Below are 25616 nucleotides of genomic sequence, written 5' to 3'. Positions count from 1 at the left end.
GTGACAGTGCGCCTCTACGACTCGAAGTCGCAAACCCTCGAAGACTTCGTCCCGCTCGTCGACGGCCGCGTCGGCATGTACGTGTGCGGACCGACGGTGCAATCGTCGCCCCACATCGGCCACTTGCGATCGGCTCTCGTCTACGACCAGTGGTCGAGATGGTTCGAGCACCGCGGCTACCGCGTGACCCTCGTGCGCAACGTCACCGACATCGACGACAAGATCCTCGCGGCATCCGACGGGTCGACCGAAGAGTGGTGGGCGCTCGCCTACCGGGTCGAGCTCGAGTTCAGCGCGCACTACGCGGCGCTCGGCATCCGCCCGCCCACGTACGAGCCGCGCGCGACGGCGAGCGTCGAGCACATGCAGGCCCTCATCGCCCGGCTCATCGAGCGCGGTCACGCCTACCCCGCAAGCGACGGATCTGCCGACGTCTACTTCGACACGAAGTCGTGGGGTCGCTACGGCGAGCTCACCCACCAGGATCCCGACGACATGGCCGCCGCGACCGATGCCGACCCGCGAGGCAAGCGCGACCCGCGGGACTTCGCCCTGTGGAAGACGCGCAAAGACTCCGAGCCCGCATCGGCCTCGTGGGCCTCCCCGTGGGGCGACGGTCGGCCGGGCTGGCACATCGAGTGTTCGGCGATGTCGGCCCGCTACCTCGGCGACCACTTCGACATCCACGGCGGAGGTCTCGACCTGCGTTTTCCGCACCACGAGAACGAGCTGACGCAGTCCGCTGCCGCGGGGGCCGAGTTCGCCAACTACTGGGTGCACAACGGCCTCGTGACGGTCGACGGCCAGAAGATGTCGAAATCGATCGGCAACTCGATCTTCGCGCGCGACTTCCTCGCCTCGGCCCGCCCGCTCGTCGTGCGCTACTATCTCGGCGCCGCGCACTACCGGTCGACGATCGACTACCACGAGGGTTCGCTCGTCGAAGCCGAAGCGGCGCTCGACCGCATCGAGGTGTTCCTCCGTCGCGCCGAGCGCAGGCTCGCCGACACGCGCTTCGCCTCGATCGCGGATGTGAAGGTGCCCGACGCTTTCGCCGCGGCGATGGACGACGACCTCGCCGTTCCCGAGGCTCTCGCCGTCGTGCACGAGCGCACGCGAGCCGGCAACGCCGCGCTCGACGCCGAAGACCTCGAGGGGGCGGCATCCGCGAGGCGCGACGTTCTCGCGATGACCGACGTTCTCGGCATCAACCCTCTCGCGCCGGAGTGGCAGTCGACCGACTCGACCCCCGCGGCAGGCGCACTCGCGACGCTCGTCGCCTCGCTCCTCGAGCAGCGCGACGAGGCGAGGGCGACCCGCGACTTCTCCGCCGCCGACCGCATCCGCGATGACCTGGCCGCAGCCGGCATCCACATCGAAGACACCCCCACGGGGCCGGACTGGAGAATCGAACAATGAAGAGCAACGGTGCGAAGCCCCGAGCGGGCGCAGTGCGCAAGGGACGCAAAGGTCCGCAGGTAGGATCGGGCGGCCAGGGCAGGCAGGCCCTCGAGGGCAAGAAGCCCACCCCGAAAGCCGAAGACCGGCCGTATCACCCCGCCGGAAAGCGCAAGGCGGCGGCGGAGCGACTTTCGGCCGCGGGCGGCGGCAAGCGCGCCGCCTCCACCGGTGGCGGTTCCGGTCGCTCGGACCAGCGCCCCGCGTCGGCATCGGGCGGGGCTCGTCGCCCCAAGCAGAGCGACGACATCGAGGTCGTCACCGGACGCAACTCGGTGCTCGAGGCGCTGCGGGCCAAGATCCCCGCGACCGCGCTCTACGTGGCGACGCGCATCGAGTACGACGACCGCGTCAAAGAAGTCATGAACATCGCGACGAAGCGTGGCCTGCCGATCCTCGAGGTCATGCGCCCCGAGCTCGACCGCCTCGCGGGCTTCGACTCCGTGCACCAGGGCCTCGCCCTCAAGGTGCCGCCGTACGAGTACGCGCACCCGGGTGAGCTGCTCGACAAGATCATCTCGCGCGGGCAGAAGCCGTTGCTCGTCGCGCTCGACGGCATCACCGACCCGCGCAACCTCGGGGCGATCATCCGGTCGGTCGCCGCCTTCGGTGGGCAAGGCGTGATCGTGCCTCAGCGTCGGTCGGTGGGGCTCACCGCGTCGGCGTGGAAGACCTCGGCGGGTGCTGCGGCTCGCACCCCCGTCGCGATGGCCGCGAACCTCACGCAGACCCTCAAGTCGTTCAAGGAGCGCGGCGTGTTCGTGCTCGGGCTCGACGGCGAGGGCGACGTCGACCTGCCCGGTCTGAGCTGGGCGACCGAGCCTCTCGTCGTCGTCGTCGGCAGCGAAGGCAAAGGCCTCTCGCGCCTCGTGACCGAGACGTGCGACGCGGTCGTGTCGATCCCGATCAGTGCGTCGACGGAGTCGCTCAACGCGGGGATCGCGGCATCCGTGACCCTCTACGAGATCCAGAAGCTGCGCGCCGCCGCCAAGCGCTGACGCCCGCCTCCGCCGCGCCTCCAGCAACGCCACCCCCAAACAACGCAGTTTCCGCGAGCGTACGTCGGATCCGACGTACGCTCGCGGAAACTGCGCACATTGGGCGGGGGGACGGCCGCGGGGTCAGACCTTGCTGCGCCAGTCGTCATCGTCGAGCAGCTCGACGGGAACGGTGAACGTGCCCGTGGGCGGGTCGATCACGGTCGCCTCGTCTCGGCGGTGGCGCAGGACGGTGTCGATGTAGCTGCTCACCGCTTCGGCGAGCGGCACGTCGCGGCTCTCGTTCTGCGAGAGGTACCAGCGGTGCTCGAGCATCTGGTGGAACATCTCCGCGGGCTCGAGGCGACCCTTGAGGTCTTTCGGGATGGCGCGCACGACGGGTTCGAACACGGTCGCGAGCCACTCGTGCGCGACCATCTCCTCGTCGAGGTCGCGCTTCGAGAGCGTCGCCGAATAGGAGTCGAGGTCGTTGAGGAGGCGCCTCGCCTGATTCTCCTGGGCGTCGAGTCCCGTGAGTCGCAGCAAGCGGCGGGAGTGGTGTCCGGCGTCGACGACCTTGGGCTGAATGCGCACCTGGGTTCCGGAGTCGTCGGTCTTGATCGCGAGCTCCTCGATGTCGAACCCGAGATCGTTGAGGCGCTCGACGCGCTGGCTGATGCGCCACCGTTCACTCGACGAAAACGACTCCGAGCCCGTGAGCTCGACCCACAGCGTGCGGTATGCCGCGACGATGCCGTCGCTCACGGCGACCGGGTCGAGGGCCTCGTCGGTGCGCCCACCCGCCGCGAGGTCGAGCAGTTCGCCGGCGATGTTGACGCGCGCGATCTCGAGGTCGTTCTCCCGCTGGCCGTTCGAGAGACCGTTGTAGAGCTGCCCGGTCTCGGCGTCGACGAGGTAAGCCGAGAAGGCTCCGGCGTCGCGGCGGAAGAGGGTGTTGGAGAGCGAGACGTCGCCCCAGAAGAAGCCGATCATGTGCAGCCGCACGAGGAGCACCGCGAGGGCGTCGATGAGCCTCGTCGCGGTGTCGGGTCGGAGGGTCTGGGAGTAGAGCGCCCGGTAGGGGAGCGAGAACTTGAGGTGCCTCGTGACGAGTACGGCCTCGAGGGGCTCGCCGTCGTCATCCGTGCGGTTGGTGATGACCGCGATGGGGTCGACGCACGGCACGTCGAGCCTCTGCAGGGTGCGGAGCATCTCGTATTCGCGCTTCGCGAGCTCGACCGAGGTCTCCTTGATCGCGATGACGTACCCGCTCAAGTGCACGAACCGCACGAGGTGGCGGGAGATGCCCTTCGGGAGCGCGGCGATCGAGTCGTCGGGCCAGGTGTCGAGGGGGCGGTTCCACGGGAGGTCGAGAAGCGCCGGGTCGACGATGGCCGAGGTGATGTTGAGGGAGCCGCTCACGGTGAATCCTGACTGCTGGGGCCGCGCCGCGACCGGGTGAGAAACGAGAAAGCCTGCCGGGGTCTCGAGTCGAGTCCCCGGCAGGCTGTGACGAGCGGTGAGGTCAGACCGTGACCGGCTTGCTCAGGCGCTGGCCCGACTCGATGTCGAACACGTGGATGTGCTTCGGCTCGGGAGTGATGAACACCGTCTCGCCGGCGTTCGGGTGCATGCGACCATCGACGCGCGCGACGATGTCGACACGGCGACCGTCGACCTCGTGGTGACCGTAGAGGTACCCGTCGGCGCCGAGCTCCTCGACGAGGTCGACCTCGACCGAGAGGCCCTCGCCGGTGGTCGACACGAAGAGGTCTTCGGGTCGCACACCGATCGTGGCCTTGTTGCCCGACGAGGCCGCGAGGGTCTCGCGCTCGACGGGGGCGACGGCCGTACCGAAGGTGATTCCCGTGTCGACGATGTTCGCCTCGAAGAGGTTCATCGCGGGCGACCCGATGAAGCCGGCGACGAACACGTTCTGCGGCTTCTCGTAGAGGTCGCGAGGCGTTCCGACCTGCTGGAGCACGCCGTCTTTGAGAACCGCGATGCGGTCACCCATCGTGAGCGCCTCGGTCTGGTCGTGGGTCACGTAGACGGTCGTGACGCCGAGTCGACGCTGCAGCGACGCGATCTGCGTGCGGGTCTGCACGCGGAGCTTGGCGTCGAGGTTCGAGAGCGGCTCGTCCATGAGGAACACCTGGGGCTGGCGCACGATCGCGCGACCCATGGCGACACGCTGACGCTGACCACCCGAGAGGGCCTTCGGCTTGCGGCCGAGGTAGGGCTCGAGGTCGAGCAGCTTCGCCGCCTCGAGAACGCGCGTGGCGCGCTCATCCTTGTTGACGCCCGCGATCTTGAGCGCGAAGCCCATGTTCTCGGCGACCGTCATGTGGGGGTAGAGGGCGTAGTTCTGGAAGACCATCGCGATGTCGCGGTCTTTCGGCGGAACGTCGGTGACGTTGCGGTCACCGATGAGGATGTTGCCGTCGTTGACCTCTTCGAGGCCCGCGAGCATGCGGAGCGACGTGGACTTTCCGCAACCGGAGGGTCCGACGAGAACGAGGAACTCGCCGTCGGCGACCTGGAGGTCGAGCGAGTCGACGGCCGGGGTCGTGGATCCCGGGTAGAGGCGGGTTGCCTTGTCGAATGTGACTGATGCCATGACTGTACTTCTCCTTCACCGGCAGGTACGTGCCGGACGATCCGTAGTGAATGGATGTGGGGTGAGTCATCATCCCGTGGCGAGCGTCTGTGCGCGCCACGGGCCATTATGCCACTGTCACCCGTTCGGGGTAACCCTCCGCGTCGGTCGCGCTCAGGTGGCTTCGTTAGGCTGGGGCGGCATTTGTGACCGGAAATTGGATGAGGTTGTATGACTGGCGACGGCTCCGACATCGAGCGCATGAGCAAGAATCAGCGCCGCGAGATGGCGCGCAACAAGGCGCGCGCGCTCCGCGAGCAACAGCGTAAGAAGGAGCGCCGCGGCAAGTTCCTGCTCCAGGGCGGCATCATCGTCGGCTTGCTCGCCGTCGTCGCGATCGTGACCATCGTGGTCGTCGGTTCGATCCGTCCGCCCGGCCCCGGCCCCGCCAACATGGCGAGCGACGGCATCGTCATCGGCGAGGGGTTCACCGCGGTGACGACCCCCGCGCTCGCCGCGGACGAGGAACCCGTCACGACGGCGGTCGACCCCGAGAGCGATGTCATCCCGATCGAGGTCTGGGTCGACTACCAGTGCCCGTTCTGCGCGGACTTCGATTCGGCGAACAAGGAGCTCCTCGAGACCCTCCTCCAAGAGGGCGCCGCGACCATCGAGATCCACCCCGTCGCAATCCTCGACCGTGCGTCGGCCGGCTCGCGCTACTCCACTCGTGCGGCGAACGCCGCGGCGTGCGTCGCGTCGTACTCTCCCGACCGCTTCTGGGCCTTCGACGGCCTCATGTTCGAGAACCAGCCCGCCGAGGGCGAGACCGGTCTCACCGACGAGCAGCTCATCGAGATCACCCGCGACGCCGAGGTCGACGCCCCGACCGTGATCAGCGAGTGCATCGACGACCTCGAGTTCGAGAACTGGGTGGATGCCTCGACCGAGCGCGCCACGGCAGACGAGTCGCTCTTCAACGAGGACGGCAACTTCGTGACCCCGACGATCTTCGTCGCGGGCGAGCGCTACCCCGGTCCGGCCGACGACCCGACCGTGTTCGCCCAGTTCGTCGCGGCCGCGGACGGCGAGGCCTTCACCGAGGAGACCTCTCCGTCGGCGTCACCGTCGCCCTCGCCGAGTCCCTGACCGCGCCGCGCGTGGCGCCTGTCGGGGATGCCCGCTTCGCATTATTGTGAGGTCATGACCTTCGTCTCCTCGCGGTCATCGTCGTGGCCGTCGCTCCGTCTTCACGGCCGAGCGCTCGCGGCCGCTCCGGCGAGAGTGTCGACGTCGTGATGGACGAGATGGCGTCACCCGCCCCGACCCACGTCGACCCCGAGCAGCCACGGCGCGGGAAGCTCGCGACGGCCGCATCCGATCTCATCGTCGCGGTCATCACGATCGTGCTCGCGGGCCTCACGTGGGGCGCGTGGTTCGTGCTCGCGACAGCGATCGCGCGCGGGGCGGAGGGCGCGTTGCGCAGCGCTTCGGAGCCGTGGCAGTGGATCGGCGCCGCCGTGACCCTCGTCGTTCTCACGATCGTCTCGTCGCGATGGACGTCGGCCCCGGTGGCGGTCGTGAGCGTCACGGCGGGGTTCACCCTCGGGTTCTCGATCGCGGCATCCGCTGTCGACGACTCCGGGCTGTGGGCTGTCGGGGCGCTCATGGTCGCCGGGGGGACCCTCGTCGCGATGGCCGTCGTGACCGTGATCGACCGTGCCATCAGGTTGCTTCCGCCCAACTGAGGCCGCAGCGACCGACAGCACGCGCCGCGCCGAATGAGTCGCCGTGTTGCGGCTCGACCCGGGGCGGGTGGCGTCGTGCGGATGCCGCGACTAGACAAGACGGCATGTCACCCTTCGATGTCAGCCACGCCGGTAGCCTTCCCCGTAGTCCCGAATTGATCGCGGCCAACGACGCGCGCAGTTTCGCCGACGACGGATTCACCCTCGAGCGCACCCCCGAGTTCGACGAGCTGCTCACTGCAGCGGTCGTCGAGCTCGTGCAGCGCCAGGTCGACCTCGGGGTGACGATCCCCGGCGACGGCGAGTTCGGCAAGGCGATGACGAGCGCGGTCGACTACGGGGCATGGTGGTCGTACTCGTTCCAGCGCGTCGCCGGGCTCTCACTCACCGAGCACACGATCTTCACGCAGGAGCCCGTGCGCTCGGAGCCCGGAGCGGTGCGGCTTACGAGCTTTCCCGACCGCCGCGACTGGACGAGGTTCCACGACGCCTACACCGACCCCGCGTCGGGCATCTCGACGGGCAACACCGCGACGCCGTTCCCGAGCACGACCGGCCCGCTGAGCTACGTCGGGCAGTCCGCGATCGCGTCGGACATCGCCAACCTCAAGGCCGGTCTCGAGGCTGCCGGGGTCTCCGACGGTTTTCTCACGTCGCTCTCTCCGGGCAGCGGGGCGCGCATCCACAACGACCACTACGCGACGGAGGAGGAGCACATCTGGGCGTGGGCCAAGGTCATGCGCGAGGAGTACACGGCGATCGTCGATGCGGGCCTCACGGTGCAGATCGACGACCCGTCGATCGCCGAGAACTGGGACCAGATCAACCCCGAACCGACGATCGAGGACTACCGCGCTTTCACGCGCATCTGTGTCGAGGCGCTCAACTGGGCCATCCGCGACCTCCCTCGCGACCAGGTGCGCTTTCACCTGTGTTGGGGGAGCTGGCACGGACCGCACACGACCGATATCGAGTTCCGGCACATCATCGACCTCATGCTCGAGATCGACGCGGGCAGTTACTCGTTCGAGGCGGGCAACGTGCGGCACGCCCACGAGTGGAAGCTCTGGAAGGATGTCGCGCTGCCGGCGGGCAAGCGCATCGCCCCGGGTGTGGTCAGCCACGCGACCAATGTCGTCGAGCACCCCGACCTCGTCGCCGACCGCCTCGACGCCTTCGCGTCGCTCGTGGGCGCGGAGAACGTCATCGCGTCGACGGACTGCGGACTCGGAGGCCGGATCCACCCGCAGATCGCCGAGGCGAAGCTGCAGGCGCTCGGCGAGGGTGCGCGCATCGCTGCCGCGAGGAGGGGCTAGCACCCGCGGAGCCAGCCCAAGAGAAGGGGGCCCCCTGTCGGAGTCGAACCGACGACCCTCGCTTTACAAGAGCGATGCTCTGGCCACTGAGCTAAGGGGGCGAACGTGCCGAGGCACCGCCCCATGCTATCCGCAGCCGGCGGCGGCCCGCGAAACACCGTGTCGGGGTGTGCACGGCGCGAAGCGCCCGGCCCGATGCTCAGTCGAGGCGCGTGAGCACCTCGTCGAGGGGCACGGTTGCGCGCGCCGGCCTGCTGCCCCGGTCGAGGGGCTCACCCACGTAGAGCCACCCGAGCAGGATCTCGTGGGGGGCGAGACCGTGCATGCGGCTCACCGGCTCGGTGCGCGTGAGGTGACCCGACCGCCACATGACACCCCAGCCCGCCTCGTCGAGCAGAAGACTCAGCACGTGGGCGACACCCGCCGCGGTCGCCTCCTGCTCCCACGCGTCGACCTTGATGCTCGGGCGGATGATCGCGACCACCGCGATGAGCAGCTCCGCACGCAGAGGCTTGCCCGCGAGCTTCTCCGCCGCGCGATCGGTCGCGCCCGTCGCGTCGACGAAAGCCTCGCCGAGTCGCCCCCGCGCGTCGCCGCGCAGCTCGATGAGCCGCCACGGGCGCATCGCCGCGTGGTCGGCGACCGTCGCGGCTGCCGCGACGAGGGGGGAGAGGTCCGCACGTGACGGGGCGGCCGCCTCCACTCTGGGCTGCGACCGCCTCCTCAGCACGGCATCGAGTGCCGTCACGAGAGAGTTACTTCTCTTCTTCCTTGAACTCGAGCGAGAGGGAGTTCATGCAGTACCGGTCGCCCGTCGGGGTCTGGTAGGCGTCGTCGAACAGGTGGCCGAGGTGCGAACCGCACGCGGCGCACTGCACCTCGGTGCGGGTCATGCCGAGACTCGTGTCGGTCACGAGCTTCACGGCGTCGGGGTTGACGGCCTCGTAGAAGCTCGGCCATCCCGAACCCGAGTCGAACTTCGTGCCCGAGGGGAACAGCTCCGCGTGGCACGCGCCGCATGTGTAGACGCCGGCACGCTTCTCGTCGAGGAGGGCGCCCGACCACGGACGCTCGGTCGCGGCCTCACGGAGGATCGAGAAGCGGGTGGGGTCGAGAAGCTCGCGCCACTCGGCATCCGTCTTCTTCACGGTGAGGTCGGTGGAGTCAGAAGTCATGCGTTGGTTCCTTTCAGGAAAACGTTCACTGCCCCATTAAACTCGCGACCGTGCCAGATTGTTCCGTCGTCGCCAAGTCGTGGAGCGAACTCACGACAACCGAGCTCTACGCGTTTCTCAAACTGCGCACCGACGTCTTCTTCGTCGAGCAGCGCATCGACGAGGAGGAGCTCGACGATCGCGATCAGGAGCCGCGCACCCTGCACTTCTTCACGGCGGATGATCACGGCATCGCCGCATACGCCCGCGTGCTCGTCGACGCCGAGCCCTCCCATCGCGACGCCCGCCACATCGTCGGGCGCGTGGTCGTGCGCCACGACCGGCGCGGCGAGGGCCTCGCGAAGACGCTCGTGGCCGCAGCGCTCGACGCCGTCGGCCCCGTGCCGGTGGTTCTGCACGCCCAGCACTACGTCGCGTCGCTCTACGCGGGGTTCGGCTTCGAGGCCGAGGGGGACATCTACCTCGAAGCGGGCATGCCTCACGTGACGATGTACCGCGCCGCCCTAGGCTGACGCCATGACGACCCCCGAACCCGCGGATGCTCGGCGCCCCGCCGACCCCGCATCGGAGCTCACGGCGCGCGATGCCGACATCCTCGCGTTCGAGCACACGTGGTCGAGGCACGCCGGTGCGAAGGAGGAGGCCATCCGTCTCCAGTTCGGTCTCTCGGTCGTTCGCTACTATCAAGTGCTGAACTCACTCATCGACAGCCCTGCCGCCATTGCGCACGATCCCATCCTCACCCGCCGACTGCGGCGTGTGCGTGACGCACGCGTGGCGGCGCGAGCAGCTCGAGGCGGTAGCCGATCTTCGATCGTTCCCGGTCGAGCGGACGACTAAGACGGGTACCACTGCATGACGAAGACATTCCCTCGCGACCGGTTCGACGAGATCACCGACGAACCGGAACGCGTCGGGGCTCATCGCGCCCCGGCACCCCGGAATCGCGGCTGGATCGCCTTCGCGTGGGCCGCTCTGGTCACGGGCGTGCTCGTGGGGGCCGGGGTTTTCGCGCTCTCCACCTTCAGTGACTCGGTCAACTTCGAGCTGCCGTTCGAGTCCGCCGCCCCGGGCGATGCGGCCCCCGAGGAGCCCGAGCCGACCGACGCGGTCGCCGAGCTCGACCCCGACGTCGTCATCACCGTGCTCAACGGCACCGCCACGACGGGCCTCGCCAACACCGTCGGCGACAGTCTCGTCGCTGCCGGGTGGGGTGGCGCAGCCGAGGGGGTGGGCACACGCGCCAATGCCGCGGCCGAGGATGTCGTCGCGACGACGGTCTTCTACGGTGACACCGCCGACGAGGCTGCCGCGCGCGCCCTCGTCGACACCCTCGGCACCGGACAGATCCAGTTGAGCCAGGACTACCCGCAGTCGCCCATCGTCGTGCTCATCGGCTCCGACTACGCACCTCCGGCCGGCTGATCTCCGCGAGGTTTCGGGCAGGTTTAATCTCGCGACCGAGCGCCGCGGAAGCCCCGTCCGGCCTGTTCCGGCCGACCCGCCGCCGCTAGCATCCTGTGCAGGTCGCGAGTGCGACCGGCACAGCGCGGCAGGAGCACGGCATGGCGACCGGAACAGTGAAGTGGTTCAACGGGGAGAAGGGCTACGGCTTCATCACCGTCGACGGCGGCGAGGACGTCTTCGTGCACTTCTCCGCGATCGAGATGACCGGATACAAAGTGCTCGAAGAGGGCCAGCACGTGACGTTCGAGGTCGGCACCGGCAGCAAGGGACCGCAAGCGGAGTCCGTGCGGCTCTCCTGATCGCGAATCGCGGGGTGCACGCTTCGAGCGCGGCGTGCGTCGACACTATGGTGTGGCGCATGGTTTCTCCGCGGCGCTCGCCGTCTCGCCGTCGTCTCGCCGCCGCACTCCTCGTCGGCTCGGGGGTGGCATTCGTCTCCGCAGGGTGCGCGATCGAGCTCGCGGCGGTCGCGCCGAGCCCGTCGCCGAGCTACGTCTCCGACTTCGAGGCTCCCGCGCCGACCGAATTCGCGCCGCTGCGGGGCACCTCGGTGGAGCCGGGATCGCTCGAGGGGGCCTCTCTGAGCGCCAAGATCGACAATCATCCCGACGCCAGGCCGCAGGTCGGTCTCGACACCGCAGACGTGGTCTTCGAGGAGCTCGTCGAGGGCGGGATGACGCGCTACGTCGGGGTGTGGCACTCCGACATACCCGAGGTGCTCGGTCCCGTGCGGTCCATCCGGCCCATGGACCCCGACATCGTGTCGCCCTTCGGTGGAATCATCGCCTACTCGGGAGGCCAGGAACGCTTCGTTGCGCTCATGCAGCAGACCGGCGTCTACAACGCCATCCACGGTCAACCCGACACGGCATCGACGTTCTACCGCACCGACGACAAGCGGGCGCCGCACAACGTGCTCGTCAAGGCGCGCGAAGTCGCGAGCGAGCACACCGATCTCGCCCCGCCCGCGCAGCAGTTCGCGTTCGCGCGGGATGCCGCATCGGCGACCGCGACGCGACACGGCGAGCCGACGGCATCCCTCTCCTACGCGTTCTCGCCTCAGGTGTCGGGCTCGTGGACGTGGGATGCCGCGGCCGAGACGTTCGCCCGCGCTCAATCGGGCGCTCCCGACGAGGATGCGGCGGGTGATCAGCTCGAGGCGACCAACGTGGTCGTGTTGCGTGTCGCCGTGACCATCGACCAGGACATCCCCAAGACCGAGCTCGTCGGCTCCGGCGAGGCGTGGGTGTCGAGCGGCGGGGCGACCGTGCACGGCACGTGGTCGAAACCGGATGCGACGAGCCCCGTGCGGTTGGTCGACGACCACGGTGCCGTCGTGCGCCTCGCGCCGGGCACCACGTGGTTCGAGCTCGTGCCGACCGAAGGCTCCGTCGAGTTCGCTCCGCCCGCGGGCTGACGGGCTTCCGCCCCCGTCGTTCACTTGCACTCTCTGGGGCAGAGTGCCAGAATCAGTTAGCACTCCCTTCAGGGGAGTGCCAAAGGCACTGCAGGTTTTACGACGTCCGGGAGGGACGAGAAACACACATGGCAAAGATCATTGCTTTCAACGAAGAGGCCCGTCGCGGCCTCGAGCGCGGCCTGAACATCCTCGCCGACGCCGTCAAGGTCACGCTCGGCCCACGCGGTCGCAACGTCGTTCTCGAGAAGAAGTGGGGCGCCCCCACCATCACGAACGACGGTGTCTCGATCGCCAAGGAGATCGAGCTCGACGACCCCTACGAGAAGATCGGTGCGGAGCTCGTCAAAGAGGTCGCGAAGAAGACCGATGACGTCGCGGGCGACGGAACGACCACCTCGGTCGTTCTCGCTCAGGCGCTCGTGCGCGAAGGACTGCGCAACGTCGCAGCCGGCGCCGACCCCATCACCCTCAAGCGCGGCATCGAGAAGGCCGTCACCTCGGTGATCGAAGCCCTCGTGTCGGGTGCCAAGGAGATCGAGACCAAGGAAGAGATCGCGGCCACGGCCTCCATCTCGGCCGGGGACCCCGAGATCGGTGCGCTCATCGCCGAGGCGATCGACAAGGTCGGTAAAGAGGGTGTCGTCACCGTCGAGGAGTCGAACACGTTCGGCACCGAGCTCGAGCTCACCGAGGGAATGCGCTTCGACAAGGGCTACCTGTCGGCATACTTCGTGACCGACGCCGAGCGCCAGGAAGCGGTCTTCGAAGACCCCTACGTGCTCATCGTCAACGGCAAGATCTCGAACATCAAAGATCTGCTGCCGATCGTCGACAAGGTCATCCAGTCGGGCAAGCAGCTCCTCATCATCGCGGAAGACGTCGACGGAGAGGCCCTCGCGACCCTCGTCGTCAACAAGATCCGTGGCATCTTCAAGTCGGTCGCCGTCAAGGCTCCCGGCTTCGGTGACCGCCGCAAGGCGCAGCTGCAGGACATCGCCATCCTCACCGGTGGCCAGGTCATCTCCGAGGAGGTCGGACTCAAGCTCGAGAACGCGACCCTCGACCTGCTCGGCCGCGCACGCAAGGTCGTCATCACCAAGGACGAGACCACGATCGTCGAGGGTGCCGGCGACGCCGACCTCATCGCCGGTCGCGTGAAGCAGATCCGCGCCGAGATCGACAACACCGACTCCGACTACGACCGCGAGAAGCTCCAGGAGCGCCTCGCGAAGCTCGCCGGTGGAGTCGCCGTGATCAAGGCCGGAGCCGCGACCGAGGTCGAGCTCAAGGAGCGCAAGCACCGCATCGAAGACGCCGTGCGCAACGCCAAGGCCGCCGTCGATGAGGGAATCGTCGCCGGTGGTGGCGTCGCGCTCATCCAGGCAGGCAAGACGGCCTTCGAGAGCGACGCCCTCACGGGCCTCACGGGTGACGAAGCGACCGGTGCGAACATCGTTCGCGTCGCCGTCGACGCGCCGCTCAAGCAAATCGCGCTCAACGCCGGTCTCGAGCCCGGTGTCGTCGCCGACAAGGTGCGCAACCTGCCCACCGGTCACGGCCTCAACGCCGCCAACGGTGAGTATGTCGACATGCTCGCCGCCGGCATCAACGACCCGGTCAAGGTGACCCGCTCGGCTCTGCTCAACGCAGCGTCGATCGCCGGCCTCTTCCTCACGACCGAGGCCGTCGTCGCCGACAAGCCCGAGAAGAACCCGGCCCCGGCCGGCGACCCCACGGGTGGCATGGACTTCTAAGCCTCGGCTCAGCGGTTCGTTCGACGAGAACACGAATCAGGGCGACTCCTTCGGGAGTCGCCCTTTTTCGTGCGCTCGCGCGGCAGTGTGCTCAGCGCAGGAAGAGGCGGGCGTTCGTCGCCTCGGCGTCCGCGTAGTGCTGACCGGCGAGACCGAGGGCCTCGGTGATCGACTCGAGGCTCGCCTCGACCTGCTGCTGTGTCGCCTTCCAGTCGATGACGACGGACTGGAACGCGGTCGACGCCGACCCCGTCCAACTGCTCTGCAGTTCGATCAAGCGCGCGTTGAGCGCGCCGACCTCCGAGGAGATCGTGGCTATCGATGCGCGCACGGCGGTCGTCGTGGTCATCACCGCGTCACTGTCGACCTGATATCGGGTCATGGGATGGGCCTCTCTTCTACTCCTGCCGGCCGCAGAGCACCCGCGTGAAGCGGATGTCGGGTCGACCGTAGGGCAGCGGCGCGCGGGTGTGAGGCGTCAGACCGTCTCGGGGGAAGGCTGGGGCCTCCAGTCCGAGGGGAGGAGGGGCAGTGCGATCCGGAAGGTCGCTCCGCCACCCTCGGTGTCGAGAACCTCGACGGTGCCCCGGTGGGCTTCGACGATGCCGAGAACGATCGCGAGGCCGAGGCCGCTGCCACCCGTCTCCCGCGTGCGGGAGGTGTCGGCGCGCCAGAACCTCTGGAAGACCTTGTCGCGGATCTGCGGGGGGACTCCGTCGCCGTGGTCGATGATGTCGACGATCGCGATCTCGGCGCGCGGGTCGACGCTCACACCGATCTCGATGGGGCTTCCGGGGTCGGTGAACCTCATCGCGTTGCCGAGCAGGTTGGTCACGACCTGGCGGATCTTGTTCTCCTCGGCGAGCACGATCGCGGGGGTCTCGAGGAGGGCGCTCTCCTCGGCCTCGCGTTCGACGGGTTCGTCGACGGTCGCGCGCTTGCTCGCCGAGCGGCGCGGCCGCAACCGCAGCAGCTGCGAGCCCGTGAGGCGACGCGCGCCCGCGACGACGAGCGACCGGGGCGTCGACGCGGCGACGGCGTCGTCCGATGCGGGCCCGGCCGGGGTGTCTCCGACGTCGTCCTCGTCGGGCTCGCCGAGCTCGACCTCGATGATCTCGACGCTGATCGTGCGGTCGGGCGCCTGCGCCATCGCGTCGAGGGCGGCGTCGTAGGCGATGGGAACGAGGTCGACGGGAGCGAACTTCGGCGGCTTCGCCTCGTCGATGCGCGCGAGCTCGAGGAGATCCTCGACGAGCTCACCCATCCGGATCGCCTCCTTCTCGATGCGCTCCATGGCTTGCGCGACGTCTTCGGGCGAGGTCAGCGCTCCCATGCGATAGAGCTCGGCGTAACCCCGAACCGATACGAGGGGGGTGCGCAGCTCGTGGCTCGCGTCACCGACGAATCGGCGCATCTGCTCGATCGTGTTGGCCCGATCGCCGAAGGCGCGGTCGATGCGGGCGAGCATCGTGTTGAGGGAGCCGTTGAGTCGGCCGACCTCGGTGTTGGGCGTCGCGCCGGGCATCCGCTCACTGAAGTTGCCGTCGGCGATCGCCGCGGCGGTCGCCTCGACCTGCCGCAGCGGGCCGAGGGTCGTCGTGACGAGGAGCCTCGTGAGGGCCGCACCGAGGATGACGACCGAAAGGCCGAATCCGAGGAAGATGCTCGCGTAGCGCCCGATGATGTCGTTGGTGTCGTCGAGGTTGAGGGCCACGAGCAGTCCGCCGGTGGCCGAGGAGTTGACGTCGGCGATCGGCACGGCGACGGCACGCCACTGGGTCGCTCCCGCGGCATCCCACAGCGTGAAGGGGTGAGGGTCGACACTCATGTCGCCCTCTTTCATCTGGGAGAGCACGGGCGGCGGGTCGGCGTGCGTGCTCTCGCAGATGACGAGGCCGTTGTCGTTCATGACGGCGACGTAGTAGTCGTTCGGCCCGGGGTTCATGCAGTCGAGTTCGAGTAGTTCGCCGACGCTGAGCCCGCCCACGGTGTCTTCGAGCTTCGCGTCGACGGCTTCGATGAGGTACGTGCGCAATACGGTCATCGTGCCGACTCCCGCAACGAGGAGCCCGAGGGTCACCAGAAGCACGGTCACCGTGGTGATCTTCGTGCGCAGCGAAACAGCGTTCCACCGCTCGGCGAGGGGCTCAGGCATAAGAACGCCAGGCTAGCGCGTCAGCCTGGTGGGGTTCTGGGCGGCGAACCCTCCGGAGGCTGCCCGGAGCCCGTCAGACCTTGGTCGCCTTGAGCATGTACCCGAATCCGCGCTTGGTCTGGATGACCGGCTCCGCCGAGAACTGATCGAGCTTGCGGCGGAGGTAGGAGATGTAGCTCTCGACGATTCCGGCGTCTCCGTTGAAGTCGTACTCCCAGACGTGGTCGAGGATCTGAGCCTTCGAGAGCACGCGGTTGGGGTTGAGCATGAGGTAGCGCAGGAGCTTGAACTCGGTGGGGCTCAACTCGATCTGTTCTGCGCCGATCGTGACCTCGTGGGTGTCCTGATCCATGGTCAGTTCGCCCGCGCGGATGATGGCGTCTTCCTCCTCGGCCATGGTGCGACGGAGGATCGCCTTGATACGCGCGACGATCTCGTCGAGGCTGAACGGCTTGGTCACGTAGTCGTCGCCGCCGACGGTGAGGCCGGTGATTTTGTCTTCGGTGTCGTCTTTCGCCGTGAGGAAGAGGATGGGCGAGGTGTATCCACTCGATCGCAGTCGCTTGGTCACGCCGAAGCCGTTCATGTCGGGGAGCATGACGTCGAGGATGATGAGGTCGGGCTCCTCTTCGAGAACCGCCGAGATGGCCTGGGCGCCGTTGCCGACCGCTCGCACAGCGAAACCGGCGAACCGGAGGCTCGTGGTCAAGAGGTCGCGGATGTTGGGTTCGTCGTCGACGATAAGGATTTTCGGGCCATCACTCATGCCCCTATTATTTGCGAGAGCGCTGGGAGTTGTCTGGACGTAAAGCGCATGTTGCGCGAGTGGACGTCCGGCGTGGTCACGCCGCGGCGGCGTCGAGCGAGTGGGCGTCGAGGATCGTGTAGCTGTAGCCCTGCTCGGCGAGGAACCGCTGCCGGTTCTGGGCGAAATCCTGGTCGACGGTGTCGCGCGTGACGAGGGTGTAGAAGTTGGCGGGCAGTCCCGACTCCTTGGGGCGCAGCAGGCGGCCGAGCCTCTGGGCCTCCTCCTGGCGCGAGCCGTACGACCCCGACACCTGGATCGCCACGGTCGCCTCGGGGAGATCGACCGAGAAGTTGGCGACCTTCGACACCACGAGGATCTTCGTCGTGCCGTCGCGGAATTCCTGGTAGAGCCGCTCCCGGTCGTCGACCGAGGTCGCACCGGTGAGTTGCGGAGCGTCGAGGGCTTCGGCGAGCTCGTCGATCTGGTCGAGGTACTGCCCGATGATGAGGATGCGTTCGCCCTCGTGTTTCGCGACGAGCTGACGCACGACGTCGAGCTTCGCGGGGGCACTCGCGGCGAGCCGATAGCGCGCGTCGTCGGCCGATGCGGCGTACTCGAGTCGCTCTTGGTGAGGGAGGTCGATGCGCACCTCGAAGCACGACGCGGGGGAGATGAACCCCTGAGCTTCGATCTCCTTCCACGGAGCGTCGAAGCGCTTGGGTCCGATGAGGCTGAAGACGTCGCCCTCGCGCCCGTCTTCGCGCACGAGTGTGGCGGTGAGGCCGAGGCGGCGACGCGCCTGGAGGTCGGCGGTGAGCTTGAAGACGGGCGCGGGCAGCAGGTGCACCTCGTCGTAGATCACGAGACCCCAGTCGAGGGCGTCGAGGAGCGCGAGGTGGGCGTACTCGCCCTTCCGCCTCGCCGTGAGGATCTGATAGGTCGCGATCGTCACGGGCTTGATCTCTTTCAGCTGCCCGGAGTACTCGCCGATGTCGTCTTCGGTGAGGGTCGTGCGCTTGAGTAGCTCGGCGCGCCACTGGCGGGCCGACACGATGTTGGTCACGAGGATGAGCGTCGTCGTCTTCGAGGTGGCCATCGCGCCCGCGCCGACGAGGGTCTTGCCCGCCCCGCACGGAAGCACGACGACTCCCGAACCGTGCTCGAAGAAGTTCGCGACCGCGTGGTCCTGATACTCGCGCAGAGCGAACCCGCCCGAGTGGTCGAGAGCGATCTCGTGGGGCGTGCCGGGCGTGTAGCCCGCGAGGTCTTCCGCCGGCCACCCGAGCTTGAGCAGCTCTTGCTTGAGCTCGCCTCGCGCCCACGGCTGCATGACGAACGAGTTGTCCCCGCGCTTCTCGAAGAGCAGGTTGGCGATCTTCTTCGCGCGCGCGATCTCGGCGAGCACGGCGGAGTCGGTGGCCGTGAGCGTCAGCACGCCCTCGTCGTCGCGCTCGATGACGAGGCGTCCGTATCGCGCGACGGTCTCGGCGATGTCGACCGAGACGCTCTGGGGGATCGGGAACTTCGAGTACTTCTCGAGTGTCGCCATCATGTCGTCGGCGGCGTGACCGGCTGCGCGCGCGTTCCACAGCCCGAGTCGCGTGATGCGATAGGTGTGGATGTGTTCGGGGGCCCGTTCGAGCTCGGCGAAGACCGCCAGATCGTGGCGCGCGTCCTCGGCGAGCGGGTGAGCGACTTCGAGGAGCACGGTGCGGTCGCTCTGCACGATGAGGGGGCCCGGGATGGCAGACACCGGTGCGGGAGCGGGGGCGGAATTCACCACGGAAGTCTAACCGCGCCGTGCTGGCGGCGAGCTGACTCCGCCGCCCGCGAAACCCCTTCGAGCGGCGGTCGTCCGGGTGGCCGGTTCGGGCCGTGTGCTCGCCGCCGCTCAGGCGTCGTCGGCGGTCGAGATGCCGGCGATGCTCGAGAGCGGCAGGGTGCGCTCGATCGCGGAGCGCCGGTCCCGCGCTCGCAGACGCCCGCCCGCGATGCTCGTCGGCTCGAGCTGGTAGTCGACGATCGAGCCGTTCGGCATCGTCACGCTCACCGTGAGTGCCGCTTTCACGCGGATCGCGGTCTCGAGCTGCCTCGACAACCACGCCTCCGAGGCCTCGTCGGGTTCGTCGTCGCTACCGAGTCGCAAGCGCTCGAGGAGTCCGGCGACCGAGTCGGCCGTCGCGGGAGGTGCGGGTCGGGCGTGCCGACGGCGACGCACGCTCACGACCTCGCCCGCGGCATCCTCGGCGGCCACGGGGTAGCGCGCGTCGCTCAGGCTCCAGAACACCGTGTCGAGGGCGAAGCGGCTGTGGGCGCGGCCGCCGTCGATGCGCGTGAACCCGAGGGCCGACAGGTTCTGGTCGACGAGCACGGTGCCGAGCATCGCCTCGTCGTCGCTGCGCACGTAGCTGCGAGCGCCCGAGTCGCCGGCGTCGCTCTCCGAGATCGAGCCCACACGCAGGAGTCCGTAGCGAGCGGATGCCTCGGTGATGAGGTAGTCGAGCGGCTGCGGGATGCCCGTGAGGGAGATCGCGGAGAGGAACTCGCGCACGCTCTCGGCTGTCTCGCCGGCAGCCATGGCGCGGTTCATCGTCGCCGCGGTGACACGATAGCTCGACGCGAGGGCGCGGCTCTCGACGTCGGCGATCGAGCGCAACCGCCCGTCGACCTCCGGTGTGAGCGGACCGGGGGCGACGATCGAGAGGTCGTGCTGCAGGTATACCTGTTCGACTTCGCGCGGCAGGAGCTCGGTCATGGCAGGGGCGGCCGCGTCGGCTCCCGACGCGAGCAGCAGCGACCCGGGGGAGCTCGGCGCCTGGTTTGCGGTGATGCCGAGCAGCTCCGCCGCGGTCGTGTAGACCTCGATGCGGTCGGCCATCCACGACCCTCCCGCGGGGTAGAGCCAGTCGATGTAGCGCGCGAAACCGGAACCCCACGCGGCGTGGTCGCGCTCGCGCAGAACCGCGAGGATGTCGGGCGGCAGTCGCCTGCGCCAGCCGTCGACGAGAGCACCCCACCGGGTGCCGGTCGCGAGCTGCAGCCACGCGCCGCCCGCCTCGGTGATGAGCACGAAGCCGCCTTCGCGTGCCACGAGGTCGGCGTCGAACGCGATCGTCAACAGGCGCGGCACGCTCTCGAGAGCCACGGCCATGGCGTTCGCGAGCCGCTTCGAGTCGGGGAGGGCGACGCCGCCCTTCGCGAGTTCGCGCGCGGGCTCGCGCTCGAGCTCGGCGAGCATCTCGGTGATCTCGCTCGTCGCCGCGAACGCCCGCTCGGAGGCGACCCGGTCGATGAAACGGATGTCGACGTCGGCGACGGGCTCCATCACACCCCCGGGCACCGCGGAGGCGAGCTCGTCGAGGCCCGGCAGACCGAATGCCGGCCACGACCGCAGCTGTTCGGCGACGCTGTCGTACACGGTCGCGGCGAAGGTCGGGGAGTTCGCGCCATCCGACCCGGCCGTGTTCGAGGTGTCGGCCTCGTCGGCGGTGTCGGAGTCGGCGAGGAGGAGCGCGACGAGCGCTCGCAATCGAGACTCGACGGCGCTCACATCCGTCTCGGACCCCTTCTCTCGCAGTATCGCGACGACGTCGTCGACGGTGACCGCGCGAGACGGCGTCGCGGCCGACGCGGCGGCCGCGACCGCGAGGGTCATGCGGTCGAGGCGCGTGAGCTGCACCTGGATCGACTGGCGGTCGAGAAAAGCCTCGGCGAGGTCGAAGAAGTCTTTGATGCTGCCGGCGCGCACCTCGCGCGCACGGATCTCCCGCGCCAGGGTCTCGTCATCGAGAGCTCGCAATCGGGTTGCGAGCGAAAAAGTGTCGCTCATCCAGCGCTGCCGCGTGCGCGCCGTCGCGCACTCACCACGACCAGGACGATCAGCATGACGAAAGCGATCGGGAGACCGAAGAGGGGGAGGATCGTGATGGCGGGCCAGACGCCCTCGCCGAAGTCTTGGCGGACCATGCCGGCGAGTGTGGCGAAAATCACGGCCAGGAACGACAGCAGCGAGAGCGCGACGATCGAGATCAGCATGTAGGCGAGCACGCGCTCGGCGCGGTTCGCACTGGACTCCGTCGGTTTCACCACGGGGTCAAGCCTAGATGCACCCGGCACCACGTAGGCTTGGATGTTCCAGCGACAAGAAAGAGGGGCCGCCATGCCTACCGGCAAGGTCAAGTTCTACGACGACGAGAAGGGCTTCGGCTTCATCTCAGCAGATGACGGCCGCGAAGTCTTCCTGCACGCCTCGGCACTCCCCGCAGGCGCCACGGTCAAGGCGGGTTCGAAGCTCGAGTTCGGCATCGCCGACGGAAAGCGCGGCGCTCAAGCGCTCTCGGTGCGCATCCTCGAGGCGCCCCCGAGCATGGTCAAGCTCACCCGCAAGCCCGCCGACGACATGTCGATCATCGTCGAAGACCTCGTCAAGCTCCTCGATGGCATCGGCGCGAACCTCAAGCGCGGCCGCTACCCCGACTCGAGCCACAGCCGCAAGATCGCGGCGATGCTGAGAAAAGTCGCCGACGAACTGGATGCGTGACGCCGTGGGCGACGGGACAGGTGACGACGCACAGCAGAACGCTGCCGTGGACGGTGACGTCTCGGTGAGCGACGGTGTGGTCGACGGCGCTGTTGAGGGGAGCGGTGCGGACGGCTCCGCTGCCGGTGCGACCGATCTCGGGGACACCCCGATCGACGACGTCGCCGAGAGCGAGTTCGCCGCCGACGACATCGACCCTGCGGTCGCGGCGGCCGTCGAAGCCGCGGTGATCGCGCGTCCGACGATCGAGGCGACCGACGACGACCTCGCGCGCGCCCGCACCGCGCTGCTCGAGATCACGACCGCCGAGATGATCGGCGCGCCCGCTCCGGCGTTCGACGAGAGCGACGGCGTCGTCTCGGTGCGTTTCGAGACCGCGATGCTCGGCTACCCGGGCTGGTTCTGGACCGCGAGCATCGCCCACGTCGAGGGCGAAGAGCCGAGCGTGCTCGAGGTCGAGCTCATGCCCGGTGAGGGCGCCATCCTCTCGCCGGACTGGGTGCCGTGGGTCGACAGGCTCGCCGAGTACCGCGCGACCCAGGACGCTGAAGCGGCCGAACTCGCCGCCCTCGAAGACGACGATGAGTCGGATGACGACGAGTCGGACGATGACGACGAATCCGACGACGGCGCGCCGGTTCCCGTGCTGCACGGCGGCGACCTCGACGGTGTCGACATCGATGAGCTCGTAGACGGGGCGGACGACGACGAGTCCGACGACGATGACGATTCGGACGACGACGACGACGACGACGACGACGATGACGTTGACGAGTCAGACGACTCAGACGACGACGACGAGTCGAATGACGACGACAGCGATGAGTCAGACGACGATTCGGATGACGCGCAGCGGTCGAGCGACGATGCGGCGCAGACATTCACATCGCGTCGTCGTCGCCGCCGCTGACCCGCGCTGACCTACGGCCTGACTAGCAGGAGCTTTCGTCCCGAGAACGCGGGCCGCAGGAGTCTCGGCGACCGCGGGCGCGGTTTTCCCTGCGAATGGGCGAGCCGCGCGCAAGCTCAGCGCCGGGCGCGCCGCCGCTTGAGGTGGGCGTAGACGAGCCCGGCGAGGCCGAGTGCCACGCCGATCGCGCACGTCAGAAGCCACCACCGGTTGCCGCCCTCGATCATCGGGCCGGCGAAGAACAGCAGGGTGATGAGGGCCGCGAGCCAGCCGACCGTTCCGAGGAGCATGGGCGCACGATCATCCGTCTGCACCGGCGCGGGGTCGGGGCGTCGCTCGGAGTCTTTGAGCCAGAGGCGCAGGGGCATGAGTTCGGGGTCTCGGGGTCGTCGGGCTGCCCGCTAGAGGGCGGCGACGACGAACTCGACGCTCTCGATGAGGCTGCGCACGTCGTCGGGGTCGATGGCCACGAAGGTCGCGACGCGGATCTGGTTGCGGCCGAGCTTGCGGTAGGGCTCGGTGTCGACGATGCCGTTGGCGCGCAGCGCTTGCGTGACGGCGGTCGCGTCGATCGAGTCGTCGAAGTCGATGGTCACGACGACGCTCGAGCGGTGGTCGGGGTTCGCAACGAACGGCGTCGCGTAGTCGACCCGCTCGGCCCACGCGTAGAGCGCGTTCGACGATTCGCGCGTGCGCTCGTCGGCCCACGCGAGGCCGCCGTTGGTGTTGATCCACTCGATCTGGTTCTCGAGCATGAGCAGCGTCGCGACCGCGGGGGTGTTGAGGGTCTGCGCCAGTCGCGAGTTGTCGACGGCGTTCTTGAGGCTCAAGAACTCGGGGATGTAGCGGTCGGAGGCGGCGATGCGCTCGATGCGTTCGATCGCGGCGGGCGACATGAGGGCGAACCAGAGTCCGCCGTCGGACGCGAAGTTCTTCTGGGGTGCGAAGTAGTAGACGTCGGTCTCGGAGGCGTCGAACTGGATGCCTCCGGCCGCACTCGTCGCGTCGACGACAGTGAGGGCGCCGGCGTCGCCGTGCACGCGCGTCACCGGGGCCATGACCCCCGTGGACGTCTCGTTGTGGGGCCACGCGTAGACGTCGACGCCGTCGACGACCTCGGGTTCGCTGCGCGACCCGGCGTCGGCTTTGAGCACGTGCGGCGCGTCGAGGAAGGGAGCGGCGGCGGCGGCAGCGAACTTCGACCCGAACTCGCCGAACGTGAGGTTCTCGCTGCGGCGCTCGATGAGCGAGTACGCGGCCGAATCCCAGAACGCCGTCGACCCGCCGTTGCCGAGAACGACCTCGTAGCCGTCGGGGAGCGAGAAGAGGTCGGCGAGGCCCACTTGCACGCTCGAGACGAGGTTCTTGACGGGTGCCTGGCGGTGGGAGGTTCCCATGACGTTCGCGCCGAGGGCCGTGACCGCGGCGAGCTGTTCCGGCCGCACCTTCGACGGGCCACACCCGAAGCGACCGTCGGCGGGAAGGAGGTCGGTGGGGATGACGATGTCAGGCATGCCCCCCATGTTATCGAGGCGTGTCGAAGGGTGACGCGGCGGCATCCGCTCTGCGCACGAGCGCGCACGGGCGTGCACCGGCGCGCGCGGGGGGTGGCAGGAATGCCGGGGGGCCGCCTCAGGTTAGGGTTACCTAGGGAGCGAGAGCAGGAAGGGCGCGATGACGGATCTCATTGACACCACCGAGATGTATCTGCGCACCATCTTCGAGCTCGAGGAGGAGAACATCGTTCCCCTCCGGGCCCGCATCAGCGAGCGTCTCGGTCACTCCGGCCCCACCGTGTCGCAGACCGTCGGCCGCATGGAGCGCGACGGCCTCGTGGTCGTCGAGGGCGACCGGCACCTCGAGCTCACCGCCGACGGCCGCGCCAAAGCCACCCACGTGATGCGCAAGCACCGCCTCGCGGAGCGCCTGCTCGCCGACGTGATCGGTCTCGACTGGGCGCTCGTGCACGAGGAGGCCTGCCGCTGGGAGCACGTGATGAGCGAGTCGGTGGAGCGCCGCATCATCGAGATGCTCGACCGACCGTCGCACTCGCCCTACGGAAACCCGATCCCGGGGCTCGACGAGCTCGGGCAGGAGCCGACCGGCAAGTTCGCCGATGGCGTCGTCAACATCGTCGCGCTCGTGCACGGTGCCGTCGGACCCGTCAAGGGCACGGTGCGCAGGCTCGGTGAGCCCGTGCAATACGAGAGCGAGCTGCTCGAGCAGTTGCGCAGCGCCGGCGTTCTGCCCGGTGCCGACGCGCAGTTCTCGGCCGCGGGGTCGTATGTGCTCGTCGAGGTCGAGGGCTACGAGAACGGCCTCGAGCTGCCCAACGAGGTGGCCATCCACGTCTACGTCGGCATCTAGCGCCGGCCAGGCGAACGGCCGCCGCCCACCGCTCTCGGCGTGGTTGCCGCTCTCTCGCGGGGTCGCCCCTGGGGCTCAAGTACGAGCCGAGAGTACGCACTTTCCGCGAGCGTACGCCGGATCGGGCGTACCCTCGCGGAAATGACGCAGTGTGGGGCGCGCGCCTCGTGTGAACAGCGGATGACGCGGGGCTCCTGCACAGGTGCAAACGCGGGGGTCTGGGCTATTCTGAGGGCCTTGGAGTTCCACCAGTTCTTCGGAGAGCCGAATGTCGAGTAGCCGCAGCATCCAAACCGTGGATGTTCGCGCGCTGTTCTACATACGATTCAGCAGTCGGAGCGGAATGCAGTCATCCGCTCGCACCAGTTAGGCACCGTCACCTCGACGGTGCCTTTTTGTTTGCCTGCTCCCGGGTGAACCGGTCGTGGTCCAAGACACTTCGATTCCCTGCAAGCCGTGCAGGGACGTGGGTCTAAGGATGAGCATGCGCACTTTGGTTCTCAACGCCGGGTTCGAGCCCCTCGCGGTCGTGTCGTTCAAACGAGCTCTCGTGCTCGTCATGAATGGCAAAGCCACCGTGATCGCCGCAGACGAGGAGCACCCGGTCTTCGGGTTGTCTGAGGCGTGGGATCGCCCGTCGGTCATTCTGCTGAGACGGTATGTGCGCATCCCGTCGAACCGCCTCGTGCCGGTGAGCCGCCGCGGGGTGTTGCGGCGCGACGGTCAGCGGTGTGCATATTGCGGCACCACGGCGACGACGATCGACCACGTGTTGCCCCGGTCGCGCGGGGGAGCGGACTCGTGGGAGAACCTCGTGGCGTGTTGCCTCAAGTGCAACAACCTCAAGAGTGACCGCACTCCCGGCGAGATGGGCTGGACGCTGCGCGTGCGCCCGAAGCCCCCGCACGGCACGACGTGGCTCGTGCGCGGGGTCGAGCGCGCCGAGCCCGACTGGGAAGAGTACCTGCCGGCGGCGTAGGGC

The 25616-nt window shown here is 68.3% G+C and carries 27 protein-coding genes and 1 tRNA gene; 15 read left to right on the top strand and 13 right to left on the bottom strand.

What is annotated here, in order from left to right:
• Together cysS and rlmB are read left to right on the top strand one after the other, a co-directional pair.
• The gene (gene cysS / locus ACLHG5_RS12435; protein WP_411319032.1) at positions 1–1419 is read left to right on the top strand and encodes a cysteine--tRNA ligase; all 1419 of its coding nucleotides are present in this window, start codon (positions 1–3) and stop codon (positions 1417–1419) included.
• The gene (gene rlmB, locus ACLHG5_RS12430) at positions 1416–2456 is read left to right on the top strand and encodes a 23S rRNA (guanosine(2251)-2'-O)-methyltransferase RlmB (protein ID WP_411319031.1); all 1041 of its coding nucleotides are present in this window, start codon (positions 1416–1418) and stop codon (positions 2454–2456) included. The genes cysS and rlmB overlap by 4 nt, the downstream gene beginning before the upstream one ends.
• A 123-nt stretch (positions 2457–2579) precedes the next feature.
• Here the strand turns inward: rlmB and ACLHG5_RS12425 are convergent, their stop codons facing one another.
• The gene (locus ACLHG5_RS12425) at positions 2580–3857 is read right to left on the bottom strand and encodes a DUF4032 domain-containing protein (RefSeq protein ID WP_411319030.1); all 1278 of its coding nucleotides are present in this window, start codon (positions 3855–3857) and stop codon (positions 2580–2582) included.
• 103 nt (positions 3858–3960) lie between these two features.
• A complete protein-coding gene (locus ACLHG5_RS12420) occupies positions 3961–5055 on the bottom strand; it encodes an ABC transporter ATP-binding protein (protein WP_411317430.1) in 1095 nt (364 codons plus the stop codon).
• 210 nt (positions 5056–5265) lie between these two features.
• On the opposite strand from ACLHG5_RS12420, the gene ACLHG5_RS12415 reads away from it, so the two are divergent.
• The 3 genes from ACLHG5_RS12415 to ACLHG5_RS12405 all read left to right on the top strand — a co-directional run bounded on the left by ACLHG5_RS12415 (position 5266) and on the right by ACLHG5_RS12405 (position 8098).
• Positions 5266–6183, top strand: a complete 918-nt coding sequence (locus ACLHG5_RS12415) for a DsbA family protein (protein WP_411317431.1) — start codon at positions 5266–5268, stop codon at positions 6181–6183.
• Positions 6184–6329: 146 nt separating this feature from the next.
• Entirely contained in the window at positions 6330–6782 is a 453-nt protein-coding gene (locus ACLHG5_RS12410) for a hypothetical protein (protein ID WP_411319029.1), read from the top strand.
• Positions 6783–6886: 104 nt separating this feature from the next.
• Complete coding sequence (locus tag ACLHG5_RS12405; protein WP_411319028.1) at positions 6887–8098, top strand: cobalamin-independent methionine synthase II family protein; 1212 nt, start codon at positions 6887–6889, stop codon at positions 8096–8098.
• A 28-nt stretch (positions 8099–8126) separates the two neighbouring features.
• Here ACLHG5_RS12405 and ACLHG5_RS12400 read toward each other — a convergent pair.
• The 3 genes from ACLHG5_RS12400 to msrB all read right to left on the bottom strand — a co-directional run bounded on the left by ACLHG5_RS12400 (position 8127) and on the right by msrB (position 9273).
• Positions 8127–8199: transfer RNA gene (locus tag ACLHG5_RS12400), tRNA-Thr, on the bottom strand.
• Between the two features lie 98 nt (positions 8200–8297).
• Positions 8298–8846: a nitroreductase family protein gene (locus ACLHG5_RS12395; protein ID WP_411317434.1), complete on the bottom strand. Its 549-nt coding sequence runs from the start codon at positions 8844–8846 to the stop codon at positions 8298–8300.
• Positions 8847–8853: 7 nt separating this feature from the next.
• Positions 8854–9273 carry a peptide-methionine (R)-S-oxide reductase MsrB gene (msrB, locus tag ACLHG5_RS12390; RefSeq protein WP_411317435.1) on the bottom strand — a complete coding sequence of 140 codons (420 nt, stop codon included), beginning with the start codon at positions 9271–9273 and terminating at the stop codon, positions 8854–8856.
• A gap of 50 nt (positions 9274–9323) precedes the next feature.
• Between msrB and ACLHG5_RS12385 the strand changes: the two genes are divergently transcribed.
• The 6 genes from ACLHG5_RS12385 (at position 9324) to groL (ending at position 13914) form a co-directional block, all read left to right on the top strand.
• The gene (locus ACLHG5_RS12385; RefSeq protein WP_411319027.1) at positions 9324–9785 is read left to right on the top strand and encodes a GNAT family N-acetyltransferase; all 462 of its coding nucleotides are present in this window, start codon (positions 9324–9326) and stop codon (positions 9783–9785) included.
• Between the two features lie 4 nt (positions 9786–9789).
• On the top strand, positions 9790–10113 hold the full coding sequence (locus ACLHG5_RS12380) for a DUF3263 domain-containing protein (RefSeq protein ID WP_411317437.1): 324 nt from the start codon (positions 9790–9792) through the stop codon (positions 10111–10113).
• Positions 10114–10128: 15 nt separating this feature from the next.
• Positions 10129–10698: a LytR C-terminal domain-containing protein gene (locus ACLHG5_RS12375; protein ID WP_411317438.1), complete on the top strand. Its 570-nt coding sequence runs from the start codon at positions 10129–10131 to the stop codon at positions 10696–10698.
• Between the two features lie 140 nt (positions 10699–10838).
• Positions 10839–11039 carry a cold-shock protein gene (locus ACLHG5_RS12370; RefSeq protein WP_411317439.1) on the top strand — a complete coding sequence of 67 codons (201 nt, stop codon included), beginning with the start codon at positions 10839–10841 and terminating at the stop codon, positions 11037–11039.
• Between the two features lie 59 nt (positions 11040–11098).
• A complete protein-coding gene (locus ACLHG5_RS12365; protein WP_411319026.1) occupies positions 11099–12157 on the top strand; it encodes a DUF3048 domain-containing protein in 1059 nt (352 codons plus the stop codon).
• 128 nt (positions 12158–12285) lie between these two features.
• Complete coding sequence (gene groL / locus ACLHG5_RS12360; RefSeq protein WP_411317441.1) at positions 12286–13914, top strand: chaperonin GroEL; 1629 nt, start codon at positions 12286–12288, stop codon at positions 13912–13914.
• Positions 13915–14005: 91 nt separating this feature from the next.
• Here the strand turns inward: groL and ACLHG5_RS12355 are convergent, their stop codons facing one another.
• From ACLHG5_RS12355 to ACLHG5_RS12330, 6 genes are all read right to left on the bottom strand, one after another.
• Complete coding sequence (locus ACLHG5_RS12355; RefSeq protein ID WP_411319025.1) at positions 14006–14296, bottom strand: WXG100 family type VII secretion target; 291 nt, start codon at positions 14294–14296, stop codon at positions 14006–14008.
• A gap of 96 nt (positions 14297–14392) precedes the next feature.
• Positions 14393–16069, bottom strand: a complete 1677-nt coding sequence (locus tag ACLHG5_RS12350; RefSeq protein WP_411319024.1) for a sensor histidine kinase — start codon at positions 16067–16069, stop codon at positions 14393–14395.
• A 73-nt stretch (positions 16070–16142) separates the two neighbouring features.
• Complete coding sequence (locus ACLHG5_RS12345; RefSeq protein WP_411317444.1) at positions 16143–16835, bottom strand: response regulator transcription factor; 693 nt, start codon at positions 16833–16835, stop codon at positions 16143–16145.
• 76 nt (positions 16836–16911) lie between these two features.
• A complete protein-coding gene (locus tag ACLHG5_RS12340; RefSeq protein ID WP_411319023.1) occupies positions 16912–18597 on the bottom strand; it encodes a DNA repair helicase XPB in 1686 nt (561 codons plus the stop codon).
• Positions 18598–18708: 111 nt separating this feature from the next.
• Positions 18709–20646 (bottom strand): helicase-associated domain-containing protein, encoded by a 1938-nt coding sequence (locus ACLHG5_RS12335; protein WP_411319022.1) that lies wholly within the window; start codon positions 20644–20646, stop codon positions 18709–18711.
• Entirely contained in the window at positions 20643–20906 is a 264-nt protein-coding gene (locus ACLHG5_RS12330) for a hypothetical protein (RefSeq protein ID WP_411317447.1), read from the bottom strand. The genes ACLHG5_RS12335 and ACLHG5_RS12330 overlap by 4 nt, the downstream gene beginning before the upstream one ends.
• Before the next feature lie 70 nt (positions 20907–20976).
• Here ACLHG5_RS12330 and ACLHG5_RS12325 point away from each other — a divergent pair, with 70 nt between their 5' ends.
• Both ACLHG5_RS12325 and ACLHG5_RS12320 read left to right on the top strand, forming a co-directional pair.
• Positions 20977–21357 carry a cold-shock protein gene (locus ACLHG5_RS12325; protein WP_411317448.1) on the top strand — a complete coding sequence of 127 codons (381 nt, stop codon included), beginning with the start codon at positions 20977–20979 and terminating at the stop codon, positions 21355–21357.
• Between the two features lie 4 nt (positions 21358–21361).
• Positions 21362–22267 carry a DUF3027 domain-containing protein gene (locus ACLHG5_RS12320; protein WP_411319021.1) on the top strand — a complete coding sequence of 302 codons (906 nt, stop codon included), beginning with the start codon at positions 21362–21364 and terminating at the stop codon, positions 22265–22267.
• Between the two features lie 116 nt (positions 22268–22383).
• Here ACLHG5_RS12320 and ACLHG5_RS12315 read toward each other — a convergent pair whose 3' ends face one another.
• Positions 22384–22635 (bottom strand): DUF2530 domain-containing protein, encoded by a 252-nt coding sequence (locus ACLHG5_RS12315; RefSeq protein WP_411319020.1) that lies wholly within the window; start codon positions 22633–22635, stop codon positions 22384–22386.
• Positions 22636–22668: 33 nt separating this feature from the next.
• Positions 22669–23781 (bottom strand): phosphoserine transaminase, encoded by a 1113-nt coding sequence (serC, locus tag ACLHG5_RS12310; protein ID WP_411319019.1) that lies wholly within the window; start codon positions 23779–23781, stop codon positions 22669–22671.
• 160 nt (positions 23782–23941) lie between these two features.
• On the opposite strand from serC, the gene ACLHG5_RS12305 reads away from it, so the two are divergent.
• The gene (locus ACLHG5_RS12305; protein ID WP_411317452.1) at positions 23942–24634 is read left to right on the top strand and encodes a metal-dependent transcriptional regulator; all 693 of its coding nucleotides are present in this window, start codon (positions 23942–23944) and stop codon (positions 24632–24634) included.
• A 484-nt stretch (positions 24635–25118) separates the two neighbouring features.
• The gene (locus tag ACLHG5_RS12300; RefSeq protein ID WP_411317453.1) at positions 25119–25613 is read left to right on the top strand and encodes an HNH endonuclease; all 495 of its coding nucleotides are present in this window, start codon (positions 25119–25121) and stop codon (positions 25611–25613) included.
• Positions 25614–25616 lie beyond the last annotated feature (3 nt).

Origin of the sequence: Marisediminicola sp. LYQ85, from assembly GCF_046600695.1 — a bacterium.
GTDB lineage: Bacteria > Actinomycetota > Actinomycetes > Actinomycetales > Microbacteriaceae > Marisediminicola.
This window is presented reverse-complemented; position numbering and strand designations above follow the sequence as displayed.

What these genes read in the sequence shown, in the direction of transcription:
- rlmB (WP_411319031.1), top strand. Translation starts at nt 1,416, where the DNA reads ATGAAGAGCAACGGTGCGAAGCCCCGAGCGGGCGCAGTGCGCAAGGGA.
- ACLHG5_RS12420 (WP_411317430.1), bottom strand. Translation starts at nt 5,055, where the DNA reads ATGGCATCAGTCACATTCGACAAGGCAACCCGCCTCTACCCGGGATCC.
- ACLHG5_RS12415 (WP_411317431.1), top strand. Translation starts at nt 5,266, where the DNA reads ATGACTGGCGACGGCTCCGACATCGAGCGCATGAGCAAGAATCAGCGC.
- ACLHG5_RS12405 (WP_411319028.1), top strand. Translation starts at nt 6,887, where the DNA reads ATGTCACCCTTCGATGTCAGCCACGCCGGTAGCCTTCCCCGTAGTCCC.
- msrB (WP_411317435.1), bottom strand. Translation starts at nt 9,273, where the DNA reads ATGACTTCTGACTCCACCGACCTCACCGTGAAGAAGACGGATGCCGAG.
- ACLHG5_RS12380 (WP_411317437.1), top strand. Translation starts at nt 9,790, where the DNA reads ATGACGACCCCCGAACCCGCGGATGCTCGGCGCCCCGCCGACCCCGCA.
- ACLHG5_RS12375 (WP_411317438.1), top strand. Translation starts at nt 10,129, where the DNA reads ATGACGAAGACATTCCCTCGCGACCGGTTCGACGAGATCACCGACGAA.
- ACLHG5_RS12370 (WP_411317439.1), top strand. Translation starts at nt 10,839, where the DNA reads ATGGCGACCGGAACAGTGAAGTGGTTCAACGGGGAGAAGGGCTACGGC.
- ACLHG5_RS12365 (WP_411319026.1), top strand. Translation starts at nt 11,099, where the DNA reads ATGGTTTCTCCGCGGCGCTCGCCGTCTCGCCGTCGTCTCGCCGCCGCA.
- groL (WP_411317441.1), top strand. Translation starts at nt 12,286, where the DNA reads ATGGCAAAGATCATTGCTTTCAACGAAGAGGCCCGTCGCGGCCTCGAG.
- ACLHG5_RS12355 (WP_411319025.1), bottom strand. Translation starts at nt 14,296, where the DNA reads ATGACCCGATATCAGGTCGACAGTGACGCGGTGATGACCACGACGACC.
- ACLHG5_RS12350 (WP_411319024.1), bottom strand. Translation starts at nt 16,069, where the DNA reads ATGCCTGAGCCCCTCGCCGAGCGGTGGAACGCTGTTTCGCTGCGCACG.
- ACLHG5_RS12345 (WP_411317444.1), bottom strand. Translation starts at nt 16,835, where the DNA reads ATGAGTGATGGCCCGAAAATCCTTATCGTCGACGACGAACCCAACATC.
- ACLHG5_RS12335 (WP_411319022.1), bottom strand. Translation starts at nt 20,646, where the DNA reads ATGAGCGACACTTTTTCGCTCGCAACCCGATTGCGAGCTCTCGATGAC.
- ACLHG5_RS12325 (WP_411317448.1), top strand. Translation starts at nt 20,977, where the DNA reads ATGCCTACCGGCAAGGTCAAGTTCTACGACGACGAGAAGGGCTTCGGC.
- ACLHG5_RS12315 (WP_411319020.1), bottom strand. Translation starts at nt 22,635, where the DNA reads ATGCCCCTGCGCCTCTGGCTCAAAGACTCCGAGCGACGCCCCGACCCC.
- serC (WP_411319019.1), bottom strand. Translation starts at nt 23,781, where the DNA reads ATGCCTGACATCGTCATCCCCACCGACCTCCTTCCCGCCGACGGTCGC.
- ACLHG5_RS12305 (WP_411317452.1), top strand. Translation starts at nt 23,942, where the DNA reads ATGACGGATCTCATTGACACCACCGAGATGTATCTGCGCACCATCTTC.
- ACLHG5_RS12300 (WP_411317453.1), top strand. Translation starts at nt 25,119, where the DNA reads ATGCGCACTTTGGTTCTCAACGCCGGGTTCGAGCCCCTCGCGGTCGTG.